This window comes from Catenuloplanes niger, from assembly GCF_031458255.1.
GTDB lineage: Bacteria > Actinomycetota > Actinomycetes > Mycobacteriales > Micromonosporaceae > Catenuloplanes > Catenuloplanes niger.
Genome location: NZ_JAVDYC010000001.1, coordinates 3,380,603 through 3,404,173, shown reverse-complemented (window position 1 = coordinate 3,404,173; position 23,571 = coordinate 3,380,603). Strand labels below are relative to the sequence as shown.

Annotated in this window: 22 protein-coding genes and 1 tRNA gene; 16 read left to right on the top strand and 7 right to left on the bottom strand. The window is 72.5% G+C overall.

The window, feature by feature from the left end; all coding sequences use genetic code 11:
- Nucleotides 1-20 precede the first annotated feature (20 nt).
- The 11 genes from J2S44_RS14805 to J2S44_RS14755 all read left to right on the top strand — a co-directional run bounded on the left by J2S44_RS14805 (nt 21) and on the right by J2S44_RS14755 (nt 9,416).
- Entirely contained in the window at nt 21-353 is a 333-nt protein-coding gene (locus J2S44_RS14805) for a PadR family transcriptional regulator (RefSeq protein WP_310413559.1), read from the top strand.
- Complete coding sequence (locus tag J2S44_RS14800) at nt 350-1,387, top strand: HAAS signaling domain-containing protein (protein WP_310413556.1); 1,038 nt, start codon at nt 350-352, stop codon at nt 1,385-1,387. Before J2S44_RS14805 ends, J2S44_RS14800 begins: the two co-directional genes overlap by 4 nt.
- 173 nt (nt 1,388-1,560) lie before the next feature.
- Entirely contained in the window at nt 1,561-2,202 is a 642-nt protein-coding gene (locus tag J2S44_RS14795) for an LppU/SCO3897 family protein (protein ID WP_310413553.1), read from the top strand.
- A 161-nt stretch (nt 2,203-2,363) separates the two neighbouring features.
- On the top strand, nt 2,364-3,044 hold the full coding sequence (locus J2S44_RS14790) for a dienelactone hydrolase family protein (protein WP_310413550.1): 681 nt from the start codon (nt 2,364-2,366) through the stop codon (nt 3,042-3,044).
- Between the two features lie 33 nt (nt 3,045-3,077).
- Nucleotides 3,078-3,770 (top strand): uracil-DNA glycosylase, encoded by a 693-nt coding sequence (locus J2S44_RS14785; RefSeq protein WP_310413547.1) that lies wholly within the window; start codon nt 3,078-3,080, stop codon nt 3,768-3,770.
- A complete protein-coding gene (locus J2S44_RS14780) occupies nt 3,767-4,477 on the top strand; it encodes a DUF4129 domain-containing protein (protein WP_310413543.1) in 711 nt (236 codons plus the stop codon). Before J2S44_RS14785 ends, J2S44_RS14780 begins: the two co-directional genes overlap by 4 nt.
- Nucleotides 4,474-5,034 carry a hypothetical protein gene (locus tag J2S44_RS14775; RefSeq protein WP_310413540.1) on the top strand — a complete coding sequence of 187 codons (561 nt, stop codon included), beginning with the start codon at nt 4,474-4,476 and terminating at the stop codon, nt 5,032-5,034. The genes J2S44_RS14780 and J2S44_RS14775 overlap by 4 nt, the downstream gene beginning before the upstream one ends.
- Nucleotides 5,031-6,023 (top strand): AAA family ATPase, encoded by a 993-nt coding sequence (locus J2S44_RS14770; protein WP_310413537.1) that lies wholly within the window; start codon nt 5,031-5,033, stop codon nt 6,021-6,023. Before J2S44_RS14775 ends, J2S44_RS14770 begins: the two co-directional genes overlap by 4 nt.
- A 17-nt stretch (nt 6,024-6,040) precedes the next feature.
- Nucleotides 6,041-7,387, top strand: a complete 1,347-nt coding sequence (locus J2S44_RS14765; protein ID WP_374727982.1) for a DUF58 domain-containing protein — start codon at nt 6,041-6,043, stop codon at nt 7,385-7,387.
- A complete protein-coding gene (locus tag J2S44_RS14760) occupies nt 7,384-7,929 on the top strand; it encodes a hypothetical protein (protein WP_310413531.1) in 546 nt (181 codons plus the stop codon). The genes J2S44_RS14765 and J2S44_RS14760 overlap by 4 nt, the downstream gene beginning before the upstream one ends.
- A gap of 122 nt (nt 7,930-8,051) precedes the next feature.
- Nucleotides 8,052-9,416, top strand: a complete 1,365-nt coding sequence (locus tag J2S44_RS14755; protein WP_310413528.1) for an NAD(P)/FAD-dependent oxidoreductase — start codon at nt 8,052-8,054, stop codon at nt 9,414-9,416.
- A gap of 51 nt (nt 9,417-9,467) precedes the next feature.
- On the opposite strand, the gene J2S44_RS14750 is transcribed toward J2S44_RS14755, so the two are convergent.
- Nucleotides 9,468-11,222: a DUF6311 domain-containing protein gene (locus J2S44_RS14750; RefSeq protein ID WP_310413525.1), complete on the bottom strand. Its 1,755-nt coding sequence runs from the start codon at nt 11,220-11,222 to the stop codon at nt 9,468-9,470.
- Between the two features lie 84 nt (nt 11,223-11,306).
- Between J2S44_RS14750 and J2S44_RS14745 the strand changes: the two genes are divergently transcribed.
- The 3 genes from J2S44_RS14745 to J2S44_RS14735 all read left to right on the top strand — a co-directional run bounded on the left by J2S44_RS14745 (nt 11,307) and on the right by J2S44_RS14735 (nt 13,764).
- Nucleotides 11,307-11,387 (top strand) — tRNA-Leu (locus J2S44_RS14745).
- Between the two features lie 139 nt (nt 11,388-11,526).
- Complete coding sequence (locus tag J2S44_RS14740; RefSeq protein WP_310413522.1) at nt 11,527-12,351, top strand: Bax inhibitor-1/YccA family protein; 825 nt, start codon at nt 11,527-11,529, stop codon at nt 12,349-12,351.
- Between the two features lie 1,092 nt (nt 12,352-13,443).
- Complete coding sequence (locus J2S44_RS14735) at nt 13,444-13,764, top strand: hypothetical protein (protein WP_310413519.1); 321 nt, start codon at nt 13,444-13,446, stop codon at nt 13,762-13,764.
- A gap of 546 nt (nt 13,765-14,310) precedes the next feature.
- Here J2S44_RS14735 and J2S44_RS14730 read toward each other — a convergent pair.
- The 3 genes from J2S44_RS14730 to J2S44_RS14720 all read right to left on the bottom strand — a co-directional run bounded on the left by J2S44_RS14730 (nt 14,311) and on the right by J2S44_RS14720 (nt 17,583).
- Complete coding sequence (locus J2S44_RS14730; RefSeq protein WP_310413516.1) at nt 14,311-15,558, bottom strand: acetyl-CoA C-acetyltransferase; 1,248 nt, start codon at nt 15,556-15,558, stop codon at nt 14,311-14,313.
- A gap of 113 nt (nt 15,559-15,671) precedes the next feature.
- Nucleotides 15,672-16,472 (bottom strand): SGNH/GDSL hydrolase family protein, encoded by an 801-nt coding sequence (locus tag J2S44_RS14725; protein WP_310413513.1) that lies wholly within the window; start codon nt 16,470-16,472, stop codon nt 15,672-15,674.
- Between the two features lie 34 nt (nt 16,473-16,506).
- Nucleotides 16,507-17,583 (bottom strand): SGNH/GDSL hydrolase family protein, encoded by a 1,077-nt coding sequence (locus J2S44_RS14720; protein ID WP_310413509.1) that lies wholly within the window; start codon nt 17,581-17,583, stop codon nt 16,507-16,509.
- Between the two features lie 212 nt (nt 17,584-17,795).
- On the opposite strand from J2S44_RS14720, the gene J2S44_RS14715 reads away from it, so the two are divergent.
- Both J2S44_RS14715 and J2S44_RS14710 read left to right on the top strand, forming a co-directional pair.
- Nucleotides 17,796-18,149 carry a YkvA family protein gene (locus tag J2S44_RS14715; protein WP_310413506.1) on the top strand — a complete coding sequence of 118 codons (354 nt, stop codon included), beginning with the start codon at nt 17,796-17,798 and terminating at the stop codon, nt 18,147-18,149.
- A 31-nt stretch (nt 18,150-18,180) separates the two neighbouring features.
- Nucleotides 18,181-19,557, top strand: coding sequence for a cystathionine beta-synthase (locus tag J2S44_RS14710; protein WP_310413504.1), 1,377 nt, complete (start codon nt 18,181-18,183; stop codon nt 19,555-19,557).
- 609 nt (nt 19,558-20,166) lie between these two features.
- On the opposite strand, the gene J2S44_RS14705 is transcribed toward J2S44_RS14710, so the two are convergent.
- The 3 genes from J2S44_RS14705 to J2S44_RS14695 all read right to left on the bottom strand — a co-directional run bounded on the left by J2S44_RS14705 (nt 20,167) and on the right by J2S44_RS14695 (nt 23,331).
- The gene (locus J2S44_RS14705; protein ID WP_310413501.1) at nt 20,167-21,108 is read right to left on the bottom strand and encodes a S1C family serine protease; all 942 of its coding nucleotides are present in this window, start codon (nt 21,106-21,108) and stop codon (nt 20,167-20,169) included.
- 754 nt (nt 21,109-21,862) lie between these two features.
- Nucleotides 21,863-22,393 (bottom strand): GNAT family N-acetyltransferase, encoded by a 531-nt coding sequence (locus J2S44_RS14700; protein ID WP_310413498.1) that lies wholly within the window; start codon nt 22,391-22,393, stop codon nt 21,863-21,865.
- Entirely contained in the window at nt 22,390-23,331 is a 942-nt protein-coding gene (locus tag J2S44_RS14695) for a ribonuclease Z (RefSeq protein ID WP_310413496.1), read from the bottom strand. Before J2S44_RS14695 ends, J2S44_RS14700 begins: the two co-directional genes overlap by 4 nt.
- Nucleotides 23,332-23,571 lie beyond the last annotated feature (240 nt).

Below are 23,571 nucleotides of genomic sequence, written 5' to 3'. Positions count from 1 at the left end.
TGCGGAATACTCTGCGATGCGTGGAAACGACCCAGTTGCTCAAGGGAGTGCTGGAGCTGGCCGTGCTGGCAGTGCTGCGGGACGGGGACGGCTACGGCTACGACATCCTGCGCCGCCTCCGGACGGCCGGTCTCGAGGAGGTCGGTGACGCGTCCGTCTACGGCACGCTCCGGCGGCTCTTCCAGGCCGGGCTGCTCACGGCCTATGTGGTGCCGAGCGAGGAGGGGCCGCACCGCAAGTACTACGCCCTCAACGAGGCCGGGCGCGACCAACTCGCCCGCTCCGCGAAGGTGTGGCGGGGTTTCGCCTCCACCATGGACGATCTGCTGAGCGGGGGTTTGGCGCACCGATGAGCGTCACCGAGGACCTGGAGATCACGCACTACGTGGAGGCGGTGCGGGCCGCACTCTCCGACCTGCCCTCGCGGCAGCGCGACGACCTGCTGGAGGACCTGCCGAGTCACCTGGCGGAGGTGCGTGCGGAGAGCGGCGAGCCGCTGTCCCGGCGACTCGGGCCGCCGGAGGTCTACGCGGCCGAGTTACGCGTGGCGATGGGCATGGTGGGCGGCGGCCGGGTGCCGCTGCGGGCCCGGCTGGACGAGGCCGCACACCGGCTGCGCGCCCGCGGCGTGGACGTGGACCGGCGGGCCGGCACGCTGCTCGGCTACGAGCAGGGCAGCGACTTCCTGCGACAGCTGCGCCCGGCGTGGTGGGTGCTGCGCGGTTACCTGGTCGCGATGTTCGTCGCCGTGCTGGTCAGCAACGACGCTCCCGGCGTGCTGCCGCGGGTCGACGGCAGCCTCCTGATGGCGCTGTTCCTGCTCGGCTCGTTCGTGCTCGGCTCGATCTGGCTGGGCCGGCGCGAGGCGGCCGGGCTGCCCCGCAACCCGCGGCTGATGCTGCGCGGCGTCGCCGGCATGCTGGCGCTCTGGGCGTTCGTGCTGCTCTGGCAGGTGGACAGTCGGTCCGCGGTGGACCAGATGGTCGACTCCTACGGCACCAGCTACGCGCCGGCCGTGGGCGTCGAGGACGTCTACGTCTACGACCGGAACGGTCGGTTGCTCACCGACGTGCGCCTGTTCGACCAGAACGGTCAGCCGATCGAGCTGGGCTGGAGCCGGTGCGCCGCGGAGCCGCCGCTCAGCGGGCAGGCCGTCTACCCGCACTGTCCGGAGCTGGCCCCGTTCCAGGTGCCGTCGTTCCCGGCGCCGTCGGAGTCCATCCCCGGGGCGCCGTCGGAGTCCGTTCCCGGGGTGCCGTCGGATCCGGACGCGGTGCCGTCGCCGGAAGGTGTGGTGCCGCCCGGGCCGGGCGCGGTGCCGTCGGGTTCCGCCGGCGCGGAGCAGCTGGAGCGGACGCCCGCAGAGCCGTCACCGTCCGCGCGCTGAAAATCAACTGATCGTTTCCTGTACGACTTTCAGCCACCCGATCTTGCCCCTTCGGCCGGGACGACCGTCCGGTCGAGGGGCGAGCCGGGCGACCGCCGGGCCGTAGCGTGTCGATGCACGTGCATCCATGCCGGCCCGGCCGGCATGTCGTAGTCGAAACGGGGAACGAGATCGTGACTGACCAGCCTGCTGGCTTCCCGCCGCCGCAGCAGCCCTCCACTCCGGGAACGCCCGCTTTCGGCGCCCCGGCCGCGCCCGCCTTCGGTGCCCCGGCCGGACCCGGCGCGCCGCAGGGCCAGCCGCAGCAGGGCTTCGGCGCCGCTCCGGACGGTCAGGCCGGCTTCGGTGCCGCGCCGGGCCAGCCGCCGGCGTTCGGCGCGCCGGGTTACGCCCCGCTGCCGCAGGAGCCGAAGAAGGGTGGCGGCAAGGGCAAGCTCGCCGGCATCCTCGGTGTGGTCGGTGTGGTCGGCGTCGGCATCCTCATCAAGGTCGTGCTCGGCCTGGGCGTGGGCGCGGCGGCGAACGCGATGCTGCCGGACCCGACCAAGAACGCGAAGGTCGGCGAGTGCGTCGGCAAGCTCCCGGAGCTGGCCGAGGGCGAGACGGACCGTCAGGTCGACGTCGGCATCGTCGACTGCAACAGCGCTGACGCGCAGTCCCTGATCGTCGGCCGGGTGGACAACCTGACGCTGCTCCAGGCCCAGGAGGAGGAGCGCTGCATGGACTTCATCGAGGAGGGCCAGTCCGGCTCGATGATCTGGCCGATGGAGGCCCCGGAAAACGAGTACTACGTGCTCTGCCTGACCGACAAGTAGGCCCCTTCGCCACGGCGCCGTCCCGCATCGCGCGGGGCGGCGCCGTGTGCTGTTTTCCACTCTTCCCGTCGATGTGGTCGTCGTGGCAGGCTGGCCAGCACTACTCAGCTGACGTGAGTGGTGACTCTGTGCGACCAGCCAACGATGACTGGAGGCGGCCAATGGGCTCGATGGTGAGCTATCGCAGCAACGGGGGCACGAGCGAGGGCTACCTCGCGAAACCCCCGTCGGGGACCGGACCGGGCGTGATCGTCATCCAGGAGTGGTGGGGCCTGGTCGAGCACATCACCGCGCTGACCGACCGGTTCGCCGAGGCCGGGTTCGTCGCGCTCGCACCGGATCTCTACCACGGTGAGCAGACCACGTACCCGAACGAGGCCGTCAAGCTGCTCATGGGCCTGGCGATCGACCAGGCCGGCAAGGACATCGCGGGCGCGGCCGACTACCTCGCCGAGCTGCCGGGGACCAGTGGGCGGATCGGCGCGGTCGGCTTCTGCATGGGCGGCAGCCTGGCGCTCTGGTCGGCCACGCTCTCCGACCGGATCGTCGCCACGGCCGGCTTCTACCCGGCGGTGCCGTGGGAGCGGATGGCGCCGAAGTGGGACAACTACGCCGGGAAGGCCGCGATCGTGCACTGCGCGGAGGAGGACGGGCTGTCCGCCGCGGAGGGGCCGCAGCGCGCCAAGGCCGGCATCGAGCTGGCCGGTGGCGACGTCACGCTCTACGACTACCCGGGCACGTCGCACGCGTTCTTCAACGACGACCACCCGAAGACATACGACCCGGCCGCCGCCACCACCGCGTGGGCGCGCACGCTCGAGTTGTTCCGGACCCGGCTGTAGCCGCCACGCGTCCCCCGTGGTTCTCTAAGGATCATGGGGGACGCGCTGCAGCACCTCGACGCCGAGATCAGCGACTGCTTCGCCTGCCCGCGCCTGGTCGCGTGGCGGGAGGAGGTCGCCACCGTCAAGCGCGCGGCGTTCCGCGACCAGACCTACTGGGGCCGCCCGGTGCCCGGCTTCGGCGCGGCCGACGCCCGGATCGGGATTCTCGGCCTGGCGCCGGCCGCGCACGGCGGCAACCGCACCGGCCGGATCTTCACCGGTGACCGGTCCGGCGACGTGCTCTTCGCGGCCATGCACCGGGCCGGGCTGGCCAACCAGCCGACCAGCGTCTCCGCCGACGACGGTCTGCAGATCACGGACACCAGGATCTTCGCGGCGGTACGCTGCGCGCCGCCGGACAACAAGCCCGCGCCGGACGAGCGCGACCGCTGTGCGCCGTTCCTGCATCGCGAGCTGGCGCTGATCCGGCCCACGCTGCGGGTGGTGATCGCGCTCGGCGCGTTCGCCTGGGCCGCCTGGTGGCCCGCAATGCGCGAGGTCTGGGGCGTGCGCCCACCGAGTCCGCGGCCCGCGTTCGGGCACGGTGCACTGTGGACGGGCGACGGCGTACCGGCGCTGCTGGGTTGTTATCACGTGAGCCAGCAGAACACCTTTACCGGGCGGCTCACACCCGCGATGCTGGACGACGTGTTCGCCCGAGCCCGGTCGCTGGCCGCCGCATGACGCTGAAGTCGCTGCGCGTGTGGTGGCCGGTCGCCGCCGCCGTGTTGCTGATCGGGCTGATCGCGGTCGCGGCGGAGAACTCCTCGATCGGCCTGCGCCCGGCGCCGCCGCTCGCCCAGTTCGACCTGCCGACGAACCCGCCGCCGACGCTGGAGGAGCCGCCACCGCCGGCCGGCGGCGGCCGGGAGCTGACCGACATCGAGGACTCCGGCTTCGGGCTGCCGCCGTGGCTGGTCACCGCGCTGATCGTGCTGGCCGGGCTGGTGGTGGCCGGCGTGCTCGGCACCGTGGTGGTGATCGCGGTCCGCGACCAGCTGCGCAGGCGGGACGCCGGGCACGCCGCACCGCGCCGCCGCGGCGCCGCCACCACCGAGGAGATGGTCGCCGCGCTCGACGCCGGGCTGCACGAGCTGGCCACCGACGGTGACCCGCGCGGCGCCGTGATCACCTGCTGGGTGCGGCTGGAGCAGGCCGCCGCGGACGCCGGCACGCCGCGCCGGCCCGGTGACACCCCGGCCGAGCTGGTCACCCGGCTGCTGCGCGAGCACCGGGTGGACCGCGCCGTGCTCGCCGGGTTCGCCGAGGTCTACCGCACCGCGCGGTACGCCACGCACACGGTCGACGAGCGCATGCGCGCCGAGGCCGTGGCCGCGCTGCACCGGGTGCGCGACGACCTGACCGCGACGACCGCCGGGGGCGCGGGGTGAGCATCGACGACCTGTTCGCCGGCGGTGAGGAGCGGCCGGTCCGGAAGAGCCGGTGGCGCTGGGTGACCGGCGCGCTGCTGGCCGGGCTGGGCACCGGCCTCGTCTACGTGCTGCTGCGCATCGAGGAGCTGACCGCGTCCGTACCGGTGCTGTTCGTGTCGTTCCTGGCCCTGGTGGTGCTGCGGCGCGTGGTCGCGTCCGTCGGCGTGCCCGGGCGGGCCGAGCGCCCGCCCCGGCACGTGGTCCGCGGCGAGGAGCCCGGCACCTACAACTTCACCGGCGGTGACGGGCTGCGCCGCGCGGTCGGGCGCTGGGAGCGGGTGCTCAACTGGAGCACCGAGGACGCGGCCCGGTTCCAGCGGCTGACCGTGCCGGCGCTGCGCGAGCTGGCCGACGAGCGACTGCGGCAACGCCACGGCGTCACCATCGCGTCCGATCAGCGGCGGGCGCGCGAGCTGCTCGGCGACCGGTTGTGGACCCTGCTGACCGCGCCGCCGAAGCGCGCACCGAAACCGCGACAGTTCGCGTCGCTGGTCACCCGCCTGGAGGAACTATGACTGACATGCCGGAGCCGCTCCCGCCGTACGAGGTGGGCGCGCTCGCGCGGACCGTGCTGGACGCGGTCGGCACGGTGGTGGTCGGCAAGCGGGAGCCGCTGGAGCTGGTGCTGGCCGGGATCCTGGCCGGCGGGCACGTGCTGCTGGAGGACCTGCCCGGCCTGGGCAAGACACTGACCGCGCGCAGCTTCGCGCAGGCGCTCGGGCTGGACTTCCGCCGCCTGCAGTTCACGCCGGACCTGCTGCCGGCGGACGTGACCGGATCGTTCCTCTACGACCAGAGCCGGCACGACTTCACCTTCCGGGCCGGCCCGATCTTCACGAACCTGCTGCTCGCCGACGAGATCAACCGGACGCCGCCGAAGACGCAGGCCGCGCTGCTGGAGGCGATGCAGGAGAGGCAGGTCTCGGTGGAGGGCGTCACCTACCGGCTGGACGCGCCGTTCCACGTGCTCGCCACCGCCAACCCGATCGAGTACGAGGGTACGTACCCGCTCCCCGAGGCGCAGCTGGACCGGTTCCTGCTGCGCGTGTCGTTCGGCTACCCCAGCCACGAGGAGGAGTGGGAGGTGCTGCGCCGCCGCATCCACCGCCGCCGCGAGGAGGCCGAGATCGCCCCGGTGGTGAACGCGGAGACGCTGCTGCGCATGCAGGCCGGCCTGGAACAGGTCACGGTCGAGGACTCGATCGGGCGATACATCGTGGCGCTCGCGTCGGCCACCCGGGAGCACCCGTCCGTGCTGGTCGGCGCGTCCCCGCGCGGCTCGCTGGCGCTGCTGCTGCTGTCCCGCGCGCGGGCCGCGCTGGCCGGGCGCGACTTCGTGGTGCCGGAGGACGTCAAGGAGGTCGCGGTGCCGGCGCTGACCCACCGGATCACGCTGCGGCCGGAGATGTGGCTGCGCCGGGTGGACCCGGCGTTCGTGGTGACCGAGGTGCTCGACGCGGTCCCGGCCCCGGCCAGCGGCGCACTGCCGACCTACGCGGCATGAGTTCGCTGCGGCCGGCGGTGCCGCCGGCGGTCGCCGCCTCGCCGCCGGGGGAGGAGCCGGAGACCTCGCCGGTGTGGGTGCCGACCCGGGCGCTCAGCCGCGCGATCATGCTGGCCGGGCTGCTGCTGGTGATCGGCGTCGTGCTCGGCCGTACGGACGTGGTGCTGCTGGCCACGCCGTTCGTGATCGGGACCGCGGTCTCGCTGCGCCGCCGCCCGGCCGCGGCGCCGGACCTGGCGCTCACGATCGAGGCGGTCAACCGCGTGGAGGGCGGCGACGTCGTCGCGGAACTCGAAGTGATCAACCGGGACCGGGTCGACTACGACCTGGTGCTGGTCCGGGTGCGCCGGTCCCGCTGGCTGCGCGTGGACGCGGCGGACCGGCCGCACGGCCTGGCCGTGGACGCGGGCCGGACCGGCCTGATCGACCTGGCGGGCCGGGGGCTGCGCTGGGGCCGCCACGACCTCGGCCCGATCGCGGCCGCGGCCGCCGCCTGCGACGGCCTGTTCACCTCCGCGCCGGTGCTGCTGCGCCCGGCCCGGATCGCGGTCTACCCGCGCACCGAGCCGTTCCAGGCGGTCGACGCGATGCCGAACGCGGCCGGCCTGGTCGGTGGTCACCGCTCCCGGCGCCCGGGGCAGAGCGGCGAGCTGGCCGGCGTCCGCAAGTTCGGGCCCGGCGACCGGCTGCGGCGCATCGACTGGCGGGTGTCGCTGCGCGCCGGTGAGCTGCACGTGGCCGCCACGCTCTCCGACCGGGACGCCGAGGTGGCGCTGCTGCTGGACGTGACGGCCGAGACCGGCAACTCCGGCGGTGTGGACGGCGGCGCCTCCGTGCTGGACACCACGGTCCGGGCCGCGGCCGCGATCGCGGAGCACTATCTGCACCGCGGCGACCGGGTCTCGCTGCTGGAGTACGGCCCGGCCGCCCGCCGGCTGCGCGCCGCCGCCGGCCGCCGGCAGTACCTGACCGTGCTGGAGTGGCTGCTGGAGGTGCGGCAGCAGGGCTCCGTCGGCGAGGGCGCCGACCCGGTCGCCACGCACCTGGTCTCCGCGAACGCGCTGGTGGTGGTGCTGACGCCGCTGCTGGAGCCGGGCGCGGCCGAGATGCTGGCCCGGCTGGCCCGCTCCGGCCGCTACGTGGTCGCGGTCGACACGCTGCCGGGCACCGGGCTGTCGCTGCCGGGCGGCAGCCCGTGGGTGGAGCAGGCGCTGCGCCTGTGGCGGCTGGAGCGGGAGAACACGCTGGGCCGGCTGCGCGAGCACGGCGTGCCGGTGGTGAGCTGGGCCGGCGCGGGCAGCCTGGACCTGGTGCTGCGGGACATCGCCCGGTTCGCCGGCGCACCCCGGGCCGGTGTGCGATGAAGGCTCGGTACCTCGCGTTGCGTGCCGCGGTCCGGCGCGCCGGACCCACCCCGATCCTGGTCCGGCTCGCGGTGGCCGGCACCGGCCTGGCCGCGCTGCTCGTCGCGCTGCCGGCCGAGTTCCTCGGCCTGGGGCCGGCCGGCGCGCTGATCGTGCTGGCGACGCTGCCGGCGCTCCGGCCACGCGGCACCATGCCGGTGGTCCTGGCGCTCGCCGTCATCGCGCTCTGGCTGATCGGCACGGCCGGGTACGGGGAATCGGTCTCCATCTGGCGGGTGGTCGCGCTCGGCAGCCTGCTCTACGCCGGGCACAACCTCGCCGCGCTGGCGGCCTGCCTGCCGTACGACGCCGCGATCCGCTCCGAGGCCGTCACCGGATGGGTGATTCGGCTGGTCGCGGTGGTGATCGGATCGGCGGTCGTGCTCCTCATGGCGCTCGCCGCCGTCGGCCGCCTGACGCTCGGCGGTCACGCAGCGTTTGCAGTCGGTGGCTTAGTGGCAGCAATCACCGCGGCCGGGCTTCTCGCCCGCATCTCCCGATAAACGCCGCTGACCAGCGCTTTTGCTGACGTAACATGCTTTTTACCTGGTCGGGAACGCGTCGTGGATCACATAAGTCGTCATCCCCCGCGCAAGGTCAAGAGGTTAGGAGAAAGATAACCCTCGTGAGTCCTCAGCGGATCCTTGTGGTTGGAGCTGGGCACGTCGGCCTTTTCGCCGCGCTGCGCCTCTCCAAGAAGCTCAGCGCGCGCGAGGCAGAGGTAATCGTCGTCGATCCTCAGCCGCACATGACCTATCAGCCGTTCCTCCCCGAGGCGTCGGCCGGCAACATCTCCCCGCGGCACGCCGTTGTGCCGCTGCGACGGGAGCTGCGCCGCTGCACGATCATCTCCGGTGAGGTCACTCGCATCGACCACGCCAACAAGAAGGTCCTGGTCGAGACCATCTCCGGGCCGGCCCGCGAGGTCGAGTACGACCACATCCTGGTCGCGCCCGGCTCCGTGTCCCGCACGCTGCCCATCCCGGGCCTGCGCGAGCAGGGCATCGGTTTCAAGACCATCGGCGAGGCCATCTACCTGAGGAACCACTTCCTCGACCGGCTGGACGTCGCCGCCACCACCACCGACGCCGAGACCAAGAAGCGGGCGCTTACGTTCTGCTTCGTCGGCGGCGGCTACGCGGGCATCGAGGCGCTGGCCGAGATGGAGGACATGGTCCGCTCCGCGCTCAAGTACTACCCGGAGCTCAAGCAGGACGAGGTCCGGTTCGTGCTGGTCGAGGCGACCCAGCGGATCCTGCCCGAGATCGGGCCGGACATGGGTGCCTACGCCGCCCGTCAGCTGCGCAAGCGCGGCATCGACATGCGGCTCGGCACGTTCCTCGAGTCGTGCGTCGACGGCAACGTGAAGCTCTCCGACGGCGAGCAGTTCACCACGGACACGGTCGTCTGGACCGCCGGTGTGAAGCCGTCCCCGATGCTGGCCAACACCGACCTCCCGCTCGGCCCGCGCGGCCACGTCAACTGCCTGCCGACGCTGCAGGTGGCCGACGGCGAGACGGTCGTCGAGGGCGCCTGGGCCGCGGGCGACTGCTCGCAGGTCCCGGACCTGACCGGCGGCGTCGGTGCGTGGTGCTCGCCGAGCGCGCAGCACGCGGTCCGGCAGGCGGTCGTGGTGGCCGACAACATCGCGCGCGCCATCCACGGCCGGGAGCCGAAGGTGTACCGGCACAAGTACCTGGGCTCGGTCGCCGGCCTCGGCCTCTACAAGGGCGCCGCGAAGGTCTACGGCGTCAAGGTCCCGGGCTTCCCGGCGTGGCTGATGCACCGCTTCTACCACGTCAGCCAGATCCCGTCGTTCAACCGCAAGGTGCGGGTCGTGGCCGACTGGACGCTGGGGTTCCTCCTCAAGCGTGAGGTGGTCGCGCTCGGTCAGCTGCACGCGCCGCGTGAGGAGTTCACCGAGGTCACGCCGCCGCTGGAGCCGAAGCCGGCCGCTACCGCCGAGCCGGTGGCCGCCGCCAAGGCCTGATCGGTCGTCGCAGAGCAGGGGCGGGCCCGTCGGCCCGCCCCTGCTTCGCGTTCAGGCCCGCCAGTACCAGACGTCGGCCGAGCGGGTGCCCGGCGTGCCGAGCAGGCGCTCCAGCGTGACCCGCAGCGCCACCGCGTTCGGCGCCGAGTCCGCCACCGCCACGCACGACGCGCCCCAGTGCACCAGGTCGGCCCGCGCGTCGCGGCTCCTCTGCTCGTCGATCTCCGGCACCACGCCGGTCTTCGCCACCTCGGCCGTCACGTTCGACAGCGTCCGCTGGTAGGTGCCCATCGACGGGGCGCCGTCCGCGCCGTACGACGCGATGAAGAACCCCTCCGGAATGCCGAACGCGGTGTTCGTCGCCGCGGCCCAGCGCATCGGCCACGGGTCCTGCGGCGTGGGCAGCGGCACCGGGACCAGCACGCCGCCCTCGGGCACGCACTCCCGCCAGTGCCCGCCCGCGATGAACTCCGGCAGCGGCTCCCGGGTCGCGGCCGGCAGCGGCGTCGGCGTCAGCGGCGCCAGCGCGAGGACCGCCAGCGCGGGCGCCACGTACCGGGTGAGGTCCGGCCGGGCCAGGCCGTGCTGCACGCCGCGCGCCAGGATCACCGCGATCACCGGGATCAGCGCCAGCGCGAACCGCATCGGCAGCGCCGCGTCGATCACCGGCACCTCCTCCAGCAGCGCGAACGGGCCCCAGATCTCCAGCTGCTCCCGGTTCCGGACGAGCGACGGCCCGAGCGAGAGCACCGCCATCGTCAGCCCGGCGAACGCGGCGGCCAGCACCGCGCGGTCCCGCCGCAGCCACACCACGAAACCGGCCACGACCAGCAGCAGCGGCCAGCCGAGGAACGTGTTGTACTCGCTCGCGCCGGTGCTCAGCTCCGCCGCCTCCGGCCCGCCGGCCACCGACAGCGGCGAGAAGGCGGTGAAGCTCGCCAGGTCGGTCACGAAGTAACCGGGCAGGAACAGCGTCCCGTTCACCGACTGCGGACCACCGAACTGCACCCACAGCGGGTACGCCAGCAGCGCGCCGGCCACGACCGCGGTGAGCAGCATCCCGCCGAGGAACGGCCCGGCCGCGCGCAGTGCGGCGCGCGGGTGCAGCACCGCGAATCCGAGCGTGAACAGCAGCAGCGTGAACGCGGTGAGGAAGAGCACCTCCTCGCCGATGAAGACCTGCACGGTCACGGCCGCGGCCAGGCCCAGCGCGGAGGTGACGATCGTCCTGCGGGTCCCGGCCCGGTACATCCGGACGACCAGCCACACCATCACCGGCACCAGCCACTGCGCGGTCATGTGCAGGTGGCTGACCGACTGCGAGACCATGCCGGGCGCGAACCCGGCGAACACCGCGCCGAGCCCGGCCGCGACCGGCTCCACCCCCAGCACCCGGCGCAGCAGCACGTGCCAGGCGATCGCGGTGCCGGCCAGGTTCAGCGCCACCAGCAGCACGAACGTCACCGGCACGCCGAAGTTCAGCGTCACCGGCGTCATCAGCACACCGAGCGCGATCACGGACGTGTTGGCGAGCAGGTTCACGCCGTCCGGCACGTTCAGGCGATCGGTGATCAAGCCGACATCGCCGGCGGCTATCCGGGTGTCGTAGGCCAGGAACCACTCGTACAGCGCCTGGTCGGCCGCGTTCAACGCCATCACCTTGGCGCCCGGGTCGGGCCACAGGTAGGCGGTCAACCAGGCCGCCAGGAACAGGTAGAAGACGCAGAATGCCAGGTCAGCGACGTCCAGCCGCTTCTCGCCGACGTTCGCCTCCCGGTCCACTTCGGTGGGTGTGGGGCTCGTCACGGCAACGACAGTAGTGCGCCGCAGGGTTGTCGGCGCGCCCGGTGCGCCCGCACCCATTACCGTGGCATCTGCACACACGCACCCGCCCGGGTGGTGGAATGGCATACACGGCCGCCTTAAAAGCGGCTGCCGAGAGGCATGCGGGTTCGACCCCCGCCCCGGGCACCCCTTTACTACCCACTCGTCCCCTCCGACAAGGTGTAGGACTTTCTGTTCAGGAAGTTCACAGGCCGGCGGGTCGCCCACTCTGGTGACCACCCCTTACTCTTGGCAGGAGTGTCATTACTGGCAGGAGGCCATAGACGTGAAGACAAGCAACCCGGTGCTGAGCCAGCTCGGCCGGGCTGCCGAGCGCGAGCGGGCCGGCGCGTACGGCGCCTACGGTCCCGGTGGCGCGCCCGGTTACGGTCCGGCGGGTTACGACCAGCCCTACCCGTCCCAGGCGTACCCGGCGGCTCCGCCGGCCGTCCGCCCGATGACCATCGATGACGTCGTCGTCCGTACGGTCGCGCTGCTTGCGATCACCGCGCTCTCCGCCGCGGCCGCGTGGGTCCTGATCCCGGCACCCGTCGCGCTCCCCGCGCTCATCGGTGCCGCGGTCATCGGCCTGGTGCTCGGCCTGGTTCTCTCCTTCATGCGGATGGCGAACCCGATCCTGATCGGCGTCTACGCCGTCGCCGAGGGCGTGTTCCTCGGCCTGGTCAGCCGGGTCTACGAGAGCCTCTACGACGGCATCGTCCTGCAGGCCACCACGGCTACGTTCGGCGTGTTCTTCCTGATGGCGATCCTCTACCGCGCCCGCGTGATCCGCGCGACCCCGAAGTTCGCCCGCATCATGATCTCGATCATGGTCGGCCTGTTCGCGGTCATGATGATCAACCTGGTGTTCGCCCTGTTCGGCGTCAACACCGGCCTGCGCGACGGCAGCCCGCTGGCCATCGGCTTCAGCCTGGTCTGCATCGTGGTCGCCTCGCTGAGCTTCGTGCTCAACTTTGCCGAGATCGAGGAGGGCGCGCGCATGGGCCTTCCGCAGAAGTACGCGTGGACCGCCGCGTTCGGCATCCTGGTCGGCCTGGTCTGGCTCTACCTGGAGATCCTCCGCCTGCTGAGCTTCCTCCAAGACGACTGACCCGCGCGGCCCCAGCCGCGCACCCACTCCGTTTCGCCGAAGCCCGCCCGAGCCTTTCCGGCCCGGGCGGGCTTCGCCGTTCCCCAGCCACGGCCGGGCAGCGCCACCCGCGGCGGCGATCACACGGGCGCCGCCCGCGCCTGCCTCCGTGTGAACGTCACCCGCGCCTGTGGCCGTGCGGGCATCGCCCGCGGCTGTGACCGTGCCGGTGTCGCTTGCGGCGGCGAGCGGGTGGCGTCGTCTCCGGTTGTGGCCGTGGGGGTGTCGCCTGCGGCAGCGAGCGAGCGGGTGGCGTCGTCTCCGGCTGTGTCCGTGCGGTGTCGCCTGCGTCGGTGAGCGGGCGGCGTCGTCTCCGGCTGTGGCCATGCGGATGTCGCCTACGGCTGTGGCCGGGCGGGTTCATCTGCGGCTGTGGCCGGCTGGATTTCGCTGTTCCGGCTGAGAGCTTCGTGTTTCCGGCGACGGCTGGGTTTGCGTTCCAGGGCTCTGAGTTCGCTGATTCCGGCTGGCAGGGTTCGCTCACCCATCTCCCTGTCAGCCGCTGCTGTCAGCCTGCTGCTGATGGAGCGGTGGTGCCGGCCGCCGGGGGTGGTTCCGGGCCGCGCTTTGCTGGCGCCCGGGCAGTTCCAAGCTGTGCTGCTGGCACCCGGGCGTTTTCGCGCCGCCTAGCTGATGCCCAGGCGATTCGAACCACCCTGTTCGCGCTGGAATCTCGAGTTCCGTTGCTGGCACCGAGCGGTTCGAGCCGGGCTTACGGGGCTTGTGCGGTTCCGAGCCGGGCTTACGGGGCTTGTGCGGTTCCGGGCTGTGCTTACGGGCTCGGGTGTTTCCGCACTGCGCTCACGGGGCGGGCGGTTCCGGACTGCGCCCACGGCGCTCGGCGGTTCCTGGGACGCCTGCCGGCGGCCGGCGGATCTGGGCTGCGCTTTGTTGCCGCCCGGGCGGTTTCTGGGCCCCGCCTTTCGGCGCCTGGCGGCCCGGTTGCCGGTGTGGCGGTCCTGATCCACCGGATTCGAGGGCTGGCTCGTGCCCTGCCCGCGCGCCTGCGGGCGGCCGTCCGGGGCGGCTCTGCCTCCCGGTAGCCTCGGCGCTGTGAGCACCGCGACCCTCGACCAAGCCCTGGAGCGTTTCATTCGGCAGGTCGGCCACTGGGAAGCGCCACGCTGGGCCGCGATCCTCGACGGCACGCACGGCACCCGTGGCGACGCACTGCACGCTCTCGTCATGTGGATCGCCGACGCCGCCGCTGACGCGGAAGGTGAACCTCGCCGCGCGGTCCCGCGGCTTCCCAACGATCCGGTGCTGGTCGACCAACTTCGGGTCGTCATCGCCGACCTGCGGTCCGCGAATCCGTCGGAAGCCGTCCTCGCCGAGGCCGCGGACCGTCTCACCTCATTGCGTCATATGTTCTGACACGTCGCCCGCGGGAAACGCCGAGACCGGAACGCGGACCCGTTACGCGCCGTCTCGCCGACGCACCGTCTCGCCGTCTCGCCGACGCACCGTCTCGCCGTCTCGCCGACGCGCCGTCTCGCCGTCTCGCCGACGCGCCGTCTCACCGACTCGCCGACGCACCGACTCGCCGACGCACCGACTCGCCGGCGCGTCGGCGTGACGTCGCCCGGCGTGACGTGTGCCTCGCCCGGCGTGACGCCACGTGCGTCGCGACCTTCCAGGCCGCCACCCACGCGGCTACGTGCCCCCATGACACAGGCACGACGACGGGCCTGCCCGGCGAGTCTGGGGCCGACCTGTTGGCGAGATCCTGCGCTTCGGAGCCGGGACCTGAGGATGCCGCGAGCTGACGACCCGGAGCCCGGAGCTGGCCGTCGCCGGAGCGGACGGACGCCGGAAGGGCAGCGAGAGCCGACGGCCGCCGGGAGCCGACGGCCGCCGGGAGCCGACGGCCGCCGGGAGCCGGCGGCCGCGGGAGTCGACGGCCGCCGGAGGTGGCTGGGATCAGTTGAGGCGTTCGAGGATCATGGCCATGCCCTGGCCGCCGCCGACGCACATGGTCTCCAGGCCCACGGACTTGTCGTGCCAGGAGAGCGAGTTCAGCAGCGTTCCGGTGATGCGGGCCCCGGACATGCCGAAGGGGTGGCCGACCGCGATCGCCCCGCCGTTCACGTTCAGCTTGTCGATCGGGATGCCGAGCTGCTGGTACGACGGGATGACCTGCGCCGCGAACGCCTCGTTGATCTCGACGAGGTCGACGTCGTCGATTGTCATGCCGGCCCGGGCGAGCGCCTGCCGGGACGCCTCGACCGGTCCCAGCCCCATGATCTCCGGTGACAGGGCGGTGACGCCGGTGGAGACGATGCGGGCCAGCGGGGTGATGCCCAGCTCGCGGGCCCGGACGTCGCTCATCACGATGACCGCGGCCGCGCCGTCGTTGAGGGGGCAGCAGTTGCCGGCGGTGATCCGGCCGTCGGGGCGGAAGACGGGCTTGAGGCCGGCGACGGCCTCCATGGTGACGCCGGCGCGCGGGCCGTCGTCGGCCGTGACCACGGTGCCGTCCGGCGTGGTGACCGGGGTGATCTCGCGGGCCCAGAAGCCGTTCGCGATGGCCTTCTCGGCGAGGTTCTGGCTGCGGACGCCGAACTCGTCCATCTCCGCGCGGGAGACGTCGTACACCTGGGCCAGGTTTTCCGCCGTCTGTCCCATGGTGAGGTAGATGTCCGGGAGCGCACCCTCGGCGCGCGGGTCCTGCCAGACGGGCGTGCCGGCCTGGGTGCGGGCGGCGCTGCGGGCGCGGGCGTCGGCGAATCGCGGGTTCTCCCAGCCGCCGCCGACCAGCGCCTGCGCCTCGGGCGGCAGGCCGTCGGAGTTGCCGCGGGCGTAGCGGGAGACCATCTCGACGCCGGCCGAGATGAAGACGTCGCCCTCGCCGGCCCGGATCGCGTGCAGGGCCATCCGGGTGGTCTGCAGCGAGGACGCGCAGTAGCGGGTGAGGGTGGCGCCGGGCAGGCCGTCCTGCCCGAGCAGCGTGGCGACGACGCGGGCCATGTTGAAGCCCTGCTCGCCGCCGGGCAGGCCGCACCCGAGGTAGAGGTCCTCGACCGTGGCCGGGTCGAGCTGGGGAACCTTGTCGAGCGCCGCCTGGATGATGGTGGCGGCCAGATCATCGGGGCGCATTTCGCGCAGCGAGCCCTTGACGGCCCGTCCGATGGGGGAGCGGGCGGTGGCGACGATGACAGCTTCCGGCATGAACGAACGTTAACCCACCGGTAACATCATGTCGATGAGAATTGTTCAGCGCGCCGGAAATTGGCGCGCTGAGCTGCGGTTACGCGTTCGTCAAGGGCGCGCCGGGCACGCTCTCACTGGGTGCGCGGGTTCGGCATGGACGCGGCGTGCGAGACCGCGGGCAGCAGCGCGTGGGCCCACACCCGATAACCGTCGCCGGACGGGTGGTACCCGTCGTAGCAGAGCGTGCCGGAGTCGGCCCGGAACACCGCGCCGGTCTCGACGGCCAGGTTGACGACCGTGCCACCGGCGTCCCGCACGGCCTTGGCCTGCGCGTGTGCCATCTGACGGCCGAGCAGGCCGACGATCTGCCGCAGCGGCTGCGCCAGCGCGCGGGCCGCGCCCAGGTCGGGGCAGGTGCCGACGACGACCTCGACGCCCGCGCCGCGCAGCCGGCGCACGGCCGCGCTCAGGTGGGCGGCTGCCTCGGCCGGGCGGCGCAGCGAGGTGGCGTCGTTCGCGCCGATCAGGATCACGGCCACGTCCGGGCGCTCGCCGAGCAGCGCGCGGGCCACCTGGGTGGCCAGGTCGGTCGAGCGGGAGCCGGCCACGCCGACGCTGGACAGGTGCACGTGGCGCTCGCCGTGCCCGGCCGCGCCCTCGGAGAGCAGCCGGGCGAGGTGACCGCCGACCGTGTCGGCGAGGAACTCGACGCCGACGCCGAGCGCGCTGGAGTCACCGAGCAGCACCAGGCGCAGCGACGGGGCGCCGGCCGGGCCCATCGAGGTGCGCAGGCCGAGGCCCATGGACGGTTTGGCGTAGCGGCGGCTGCGCGCGGCGACGATCTCGCCGGCGAGCAGTGCGGCGCCGCTCACCGTGCCGGCGAGCAGCGTCATGGCCGCGGTCCGGCCGATCTGGCGAGCCTCCGGAGTCATGCCCATCACCGTCCTCCTCCGTGCATGGTTGACATCACATCATGCCGTCGGGGCCGCGGCCGTCCGTCGACTCCGGTGGGGTCATATCCCCTTTTCCCGACAAAGCCTTACCCAAGGGTACGGCCGCCGTGTCCCGATCGGGAGTCTGCTGACGCGGCATCACGGCCAGGCGCCGCAGCCTTACCCAGCGGCCCAGCGGCCCGCGTTCGCGCCCGGCCACCCGCTCGGCCGACACCTCCGTACCCGCGTGCTTGACCGCCTCCTGCGCGGCGTCGGAGAGCGAGCGCACGCCCTGGTCCAGGCTCAGCGTCGAGGCCTGGCCGGACGGCACGCCGAGCGCGGCCACCGCGGTCGGCAGCATCGCGGCGGCAGCCACCGCGTACCCGTCGGCGGAGGGGTGGAAGTGGTCCCAGGCGAACATCCGGGTCGGCTCCGCGAAGAAGCGCGGCCCGAGCAGGTCGCCGAGCGACACCGTGCGTCCGCCGGCCTCGACCACCGCGATCGTCTGCGCCTCGGCCAGCTGCCGGCTCCACCGCCGGGCGAGCCACCGCAGCGGCGGCTTGATCGGCCGGATCGTGCCCAGGTCCGGGCAGGTGCCCACGACCACCTCGGCGCCGACGCCGCGCAGCCCGCGCACCGCGTCGGCGAGCTGCCGCGCCGCGACCGTGACCGGCGTGCGCTTGGTCACGTCGTTCGCGCCGATCAGGATCACGGCCAGGTCGGGCCGGACCTCCAGCGCGTCCTGCAGCTGGTGGCGCAGGCCGTCGGTGATCGCGCCGACCACCGCGAACCGGTGCAGCCGGACCGGGCGGCGCAGGCGGCGGGAGAGACCGGTGGCCAGCAGCGCACCCGGCGTCTCCCGGGTGCGCAGCACGCCGTAACCGGCCGCGGTGGAATCCCCGAGCACGGCCAGGACCAGCGGGTGCCCGCCGAACTTCGCGCCGAACACGCCGTCCGCGCGTGGCGGCGGCCCCTCGGCCAGCGGAATGGTCCGGCGAGCCGCCTCGGCCTGTGAGGCCAGCAGGCCCGCGGACACCAGCGTCACGCCGGTCAGTGCGCCGGCCGTGAACACCGCGGTCCTGGTGATGCGTTGTGCTGTCCGCGCGTTCATCAGCGCCCCCGCCTTCCTCTTCCCCGCGAGCGACGGATTTCGAGATTAACGCTTCCCGGCGACCGTCTCCCGGTGCGGCCGGGGTGCTTTCCGGTGAGTTAGCGCGGAGTTCAACGAGGTGACCAGGACAGGTGGTGTGGATCACCGGGGTGGGTACATACGGGTTGCCGTGAACGGTCACCATTGGGAGCGGGACGAGGAGCTGGGGAGAGATGGCGAACAATCTGCGGCGTGTGGCGGCGTTCAAGGCTCTGTGGCAGGCGCTGACGGCGAGCCGGAAGGGCGGCCCGTCGATCGGGCAGCGGATCGCGGCGCTTCCGCGAATGATCAGGTCGATCGTCAAGGGCGAGTACGACGGCGGCAAGTCGCTGCTGCTGATGGCGGGCGCGCTGGCGTACCTCGTCAGCCCGATCGACCTGGTGCCGGAGGCCATGCTGCTCCTGGTCGGTCTCGCGGACGACGCCGTGATCATCACGTGGCTGGCCGGCTCGGTGCTCTCCGAGACGCAGCGGTTCATCGAGTGGGAGAAGGACCGGGATCGCATCCTGATCGGGAAGGCGCACTAACTTCCCGAACTGCGGGACGTAGTCTGTGGGCGTGCGCTACTACGACACCGTCGTCGACCTGATCGGCAACACGCCCCTGGTCCGCCTGAACCGGGTCACCGAGGGCATCGAGGCCACCGTGCTCGCCAAGGTGGAATACATGAACCCCGGCGGCTCGGTGAAGGACCGGATCGCCCTGCGGATGGTCGACGATGCGGAGGCCGCCGGTCTGCTGAAGCCCGGCGGCACCATCGTGGAACCGACCAGCGGCAACACCGGAGTGGGCCTGGCCCTGGTGGCGCAGCAGCGCGGCTACCGGTGCGTCTTCGTCTGCCCGGACAAGGTCTCCGAGGACAAACGCAACGTGCTCCGGGCGTACGGTGCCGAGGTGGTCGTCTGCCCGACCGCGGTCGCGCCCGAGGACCCGCGTTCCTACTACAACGTCTCGAACCGGCTGGCCGCGGAGATCCCCGGCGCGTGGAAGCCGGACCAGTACTCCAACAAGGCCAACCCGCGCTCGCACTACGAGACCACCGGTCCGGAGCTGTGGGAGCAGACCGACGGGCGGATCACGCACTTCGTGACCGGCGTCGGCACCGGCGGCACGATCTCCGGCACCGGCCGCTACCTGAAGGACGCGTCCGCGGGACGGGTCCGGATAATCGGCGCAGACCCGGAGGGCTCGGTCTACTCCGGCGGCACCGGCCGGCCGTACCTGGTCGAGGGCGTCGGCGAGGACTTCTGGCCGGACTGCTACGACCGTACGGTCGCCGACGAGATCGTCGAGGTCTCCGACAAGGCGTCGTTCGCGATGACCCGCCGCCTGGCCCGCGAGGAGGGCCTGCTGGTCGGCGGCTCCTGCGGGATGGCCGTGGTGGCCGCGCTCGAGGTCGCCCGCCGTGCCCAGCCGGACGACGTGATCGTGGTGCTGCTGCCGGACGGCGGCCGCGGATACCTCTCCAAGATCTTCAATGACGACTGGATGGCCCGGTACGGCTTCCTGGAGACCTCCGGCACCGAGTCGACGGTCGCCGAGGCGCTGGAGACCAAGGGTGGCCAGATCCCGCCCATGGTTCACCTGCACCCGACCGAGACCGTCCGGGACGCCATCGACTACATGCGCGAGTACGGCGTCAGCCAGCTCCCCGTGCTCAAGGCCGAACCGCCGGTCGTCACCGGCGAGGTGGCCGGTTCGGTCGCGGAGCGCGAGCTGCTCGACGCGCTCTTCTCCGGCCAGGCCCACCTGCACGACACCATCGAGCGCCACATGGCCGACCCGCTCCCCATGATCGGCGGTGGCCAGCCGGTGAGCGAGGCTGTCAAGCTGCTCGAGCAGTCCGACGCCGCGATGGTCCTGATCGACGGCAAGCCCGCCGGCGTGCTCACCCGCCAGGACCTCCTCGCGCACCTGGCGCCGATGAACCCGTAGCGGCCCGGAGGCCGCGACGAGCGAACCCCGGGGCCGTGACGAGCGTGTCCCGGGGCCGTGACGAGCGAACCCGAGGCGGCGACGGTTGGGTCCCGGGGTCGCGACGATCGTGTCCCTGGGGTGGCGACGAGCGTGCCTCCGGCGCGGCGACGAGCAGATCCTGGGGTGGCGCGACCGCATGCCCGCCGTACGCAGGGCTGGCACCGCGGCGGTCTCCGCACGCGACGCGGCCGGTGGCTTCGGCCACCGGCCGCGCTTTTCGTCGGTGCCATTCCCACTATCGCGGCATTGGCGTGATCGGCAATTCCCTCGCTGATCGCGATTCGTGCCCGGGACGATTCTCGGGTGAGCCGGCCGTGAAATGTTTCAATTCACGGAATCGTTCGCGCTCGCAATTCACCTGCGGCCGTGCTGACCGACGCCGGTTATCCCGAGAGCGGCAACATCGGCTATCCCGGTAGCGGTGACGCCGGCCGTGAGAGAGCGGCGACGCCGGCAATCGCGGTAGCGGTAACGCCGGCTATCCCAAGAGCGGCGACGCCGGCTATCCCAAGAGCGAAGACGCCGGCCGCCAGGGAGCGGCGACACGGGCTGTCCCGGGCCGGATCGTCAGGTCAATTCCGCCGGGACCGTGACGACGTCGACCATGGCCTCGCGGCGGTACAGCGTGAGCGGCAGGCGGGTCCCGATCGCGGGGCCGAGCATCAGTTTGAGCAGGGTCTGGACGGTCTCGGTGGGCTCGGCGCCGGCGGAGACGATGATGTCGTCGAGGAAGATGCCGGCGACGCCGGCGGGCGAGCCGGGCACGACCTCCACGACGCGCAGCCCGGCGCGCTGGCCGAGGCGTGCGGCGAGCGGCGGCGGGAGCGGCACCGGGACGCTGGCCACGCCGAGCCAGGCGCGCCGGACGCGGCCGGTGGACACCAGTTCACCGATGATCTGCCGGGTGGTGCCGTTGATCGGCACGGCGAGGCCGAGGCCGTAGCCGGCGACCGCGGTGTTGATGCCGACCACGGTGCCGTCGGACGCGGCGAGCGCGCCACCGGAGTTGCCGGGATTGAGCGCGGCGTCGGTCTGGATCACGTCGTCGATCGGGCGGACCCGGCGGCCGTCCCGGGCCGGGATGGACCGGCCGAGCCCGGAGACGACGCCGGCCGTGACGGAGCCGGCCAGGCCCATCGGGTTGCCGACCGCGACGACCAGCTGGCCGATGCGCAGGCGGTCCGCGTCGCCGAGCGCGGCCGGTGGGACCGCGCCGCCGGCCCGCAGCACGGCCAGGTCGGAGAGCGGGTCGGCGCCGACCACGTCGAAACGGGACTGGGCGCCGTCGGCGAACGTGGCGGTGCCGGACCGCGCGCCGGCGACCACGTGTGCGCTGGTGAGCAGGAAGCCGTCGGCGGCGAACGCGACGGCGGAGCCGGCCCCGGCACCCCGGCCGGTCCGCACCGCGAGCGCGGCCACGCTGGGCAGGATCTCGGCGGCCACTCGCGTGACCACCCGGCTGTACGCGTCGAGAGCAGCACCATCTGCGTCGATCCGGTCGGCGTCCATGACAGCGGCAACGCCCCGGCGTACCGTCTAATGCCTTTGGCCGTTTCGCCCGGCGCGAACACGGCCATGCCCACACGACCTTGCGAACGCGACCTTGCGAACACGCGGCCATGCTCATACGACCTTGCGAACACGACGATCGGCGATCGGAGAAGTGGTTTCCGATCGCGATTCGACGCACCGTTCATGGGCCGCCGATACCGCGCATGTGGACCTTATCCGCTAAGCGCAGGCGCACGGTCCACATAACGCAATCGCACACGGTGTGCGGCGTTCGGACTCGTCGTGACGGTTGACTTCGTCGTACGGAAGGGCCGAGCATTCGGTATATGGACAACCTCCCGGCGCGGCGCGGTCAGCCGGCGGGAGCGCAGGACAGGGGAAGGGAAATGGTCAGCGCCGACCATGCCGGGCCAGGCGGGTCGCGCTCCACGGAGAGCCCAGTTTCATAGCGACTTTTCCGGATGCCACGCTCCGGAGCTTGACCGTCCCCCGGCGAGCAAAGCCAGTGGCATCCTTCCGCGGTTGACGTCTTGTCGCCCCGCCAGCTTCGAGGCGTCCCGCACAGAACCCATCGGGTCCGGCGACCGGCAGGCCTCCGCCGATCGTCGAACGCCTCCGGCCAGGCGTTCGGTCCGGGCGCGATGGGGACGGCGGGCGAGGGTGCGTGGGAAACCGGTTCCCCCGCAACGAACGGTCACGTGCCCTCGCCCTACCACACTCCGTGCACCGTCGATGATGGAGTTGTCTCCCGTTAACCGGCCGTTACCGGGGGATGGCTCCATGATCGACGGTAGCGGACCATCGGCACCATCGCGGCGCCGATGGCGTCCACCGTGCTGGTCCCGTCGAAGCGCCAGCCGTGGTGCTCGTAGAAGCCGCGGGCCCGTGCGTTGGCCTCCAGCACCCACAGCGACGCGCTGGTCCAGGCCGGGCGGGTGGCGAACCAGTCCTGCACGTCGGCCAGCAGCAGCCGGCCGAGCCCGGACCCGATCCGGCCCGGCGCCACGTGGATCGCGTGCAGGATCGCGGCGTCCGGCGTCTCGTCCGGCCCGGCGTAGGTGAAGCCGGCGATCGTGCCGCCGTCCTCCGCGACCATGAACCGGTGCGTGTCCCGCTCCCACCGGAACCGTTCCCGCCACCACTCGGCCATCGCGTCCGGCGTGGTGTCCGCCAGCGCCTCGGGGGCGATGATCCCGGCGTAGGCCGTCGTCCGGGACGCGAGGTGCAGCGCGCCGATCGCCCCGAGGTCCGCGTCCGTCACTTCCCTGAGCAGCACGGTCATGCGTCCACCTTCACACGCGGCGGCACGTCCACCCGCATGAGATCCCGGGCCAGCACGATCTCGCCGCCGAACTCGGCCCGCGCCTCGGCCGGGAAACGGCCGTCCGGCTCGTACTCGTGCTGCCCGTACCGCTGGGAGAAGTGGGTGAGCACCAGCCGGCGCACGCCGCACTCGCGGGCCACGCGCGCGGCCTGCGCGGCCGTGAGGTGCCCGACCTCGGCGGCGAGCGCGGCGTCCTCGTTCAGGAACGTGGCCTCGATGACCAGCAGGTCCGCGCGGTCGGCCAGGGCGAACACCGCGTCACACAGCCCGGTGTCCATCACGAACGCGAACCGCTGGCCCGGGCGCGGAGCGCTGACCTGGTCGAGGGTGAGCACGCGACCGTCGTCGAGTTCGAGGCGGCCGGTGCGCTGCAGCGTCCCGACGGCCGGGCCGGTGACGCCGTGCGCGGCGAGCCGCTCCGGCACGATCCGTCGGGAGTCCGGTTCGGTGAGCTGGTATCCGTAGGTCTCCACGGAGTGCAGCAGCGCGCGTGCGGTCAGCGTGACCGCGCCGAGATCCGCGGTCCAGCCGTCGGTCACCGGCGTGGGCACCACGGTCGCGGTCTCGTAGAACGAGCTGGCGTACCGCAGGCGGGTGAAGTACTCGGCGCCGCCGGCCGGGAAGTGCACCGGCACCGGATGCGGCACCCGGTCGAGCGAGAGCCGCTGGATCACGCCGGGCAGGCCGAGGCAGTGGTCGCCGTGGAAGTGGGTGACGCAGACCGCGGTGATGGCGCCGGCCGCGACGCCGGCGCCCTGCATCTGCCGCTGGGTGCCCTCGCCCGGGTCGAGGAGGATCCCTTGATCGTCCCAGCGGAGCAGGTAACCGTTGTGGTTGCGATGCCGGGTCGGGACCTGACTGGCCGTGCCGAGGACGACCAGCTCACGCGCGCTCACTCGAGATAGTAAACAGCCCCCGGGGCACTCGCGCGAACGCGAACCGGCTGGACTCGGCCGGAACCCCGGGGGCTGGGTGGCTGCCTGGTATTCGCCGCACCGCTGCCACACGGTCTCGACGTCAAACAACTGTCAAGGACAGCGGCTAGCGGACAGCCACCTCACGAGTCCGATTGCTACACAAAGCTAGGACCACCTCCTCTCACGTGTACGGCAACGTTATCCACTTCCGGGGGTGAT

Bases quoted from the DNA above. Each gene is read 5' to 3' on its own strand.
- J2S44_RS14720 (WP_310413509.1), bottom strand. From the start codon at position 17,583: ATGAACGCGCGGACAGCACAACGCATCACCAGGACCGCGGTGTTCACG.
- J2S44_RS14705 (WP_310413501.1), bottom strand. From the start codon at position 21,108: ATGGACGCCGACCGGATCGACGCAGATGGTGCTGCTCTCGACGCGTAC.
- J2S44_RS14725 (WP_310413513.1), bottom strand. From the start codon at position 16,472: ATGACTCCGGAGGCTCGCCAGATCGGCCGGACCGCGGCCATGACGCTG.
- J2S44_RS14785 (WP_310413547.1), top strand. From the start codon at position 3,078: ATGGGGGACGCGCTGCAGCACCTCGACGCCGAGATCAGCGACTGCTTC.
- J2S44_RS14800 (WP_310413556.1), top strand. From the start codon at position 350: ATGAGCGTCACCGAGGACCTGGAGATCACGCACTACGTGGAGGCGGTG.
- J2S44_RS14760 (WP_310413531.1), top strand. From the start codon at position 7,384: ATGAAGGCTCGGTACCTCGCGTTGCGTGCCGCGGTCCGGCGCGCCGGA.
- J2S44_RS14715 (WP_310413506.1), top strand. From the start codon at position 17,796: ATGGCGAACAATCTGCGGCGTGTGGCGGCGTTCAAGGCTCTGTGGCAG.
- J2S44_RS14730 (WP_310413516.1), bottom strand. From the start codon at position 15,558: ATGCCGGAAGCTGTCATCGTCGCCACCGCCCGCTCCCCCATCGGACGG.
- J2S44_RS14780 (WP_310413543.1), top strand. From the start codon at position 3,767: ATGACGCTGAAGTCGCTGCGCGTGTGGTGGCCGGTCGCCGCCGCCGTG.
- J2S44_RS14790 (WP_310413550.1), top strand. From the start codon at position 2,364: ATGGGCTCGATGGTGAGCTATCGCAGCAACGGGGGCACGAGCGAGGGC.
- J2S44_RS14700 (WP_310413498.1), bottom strand. From the start codon at position 22,393: ATGACCGTGCTGCTCAGGGAAGTGACGGACGCGGACCTCGGGGCGATC.
- J2S44_RS14770 (WP_310413537.1), top strand. From the start codon at position 5,031: ATGACTGACATGCCGGAGCCGCTCCCGCCGTACGAGGTGGGCGCGCTC.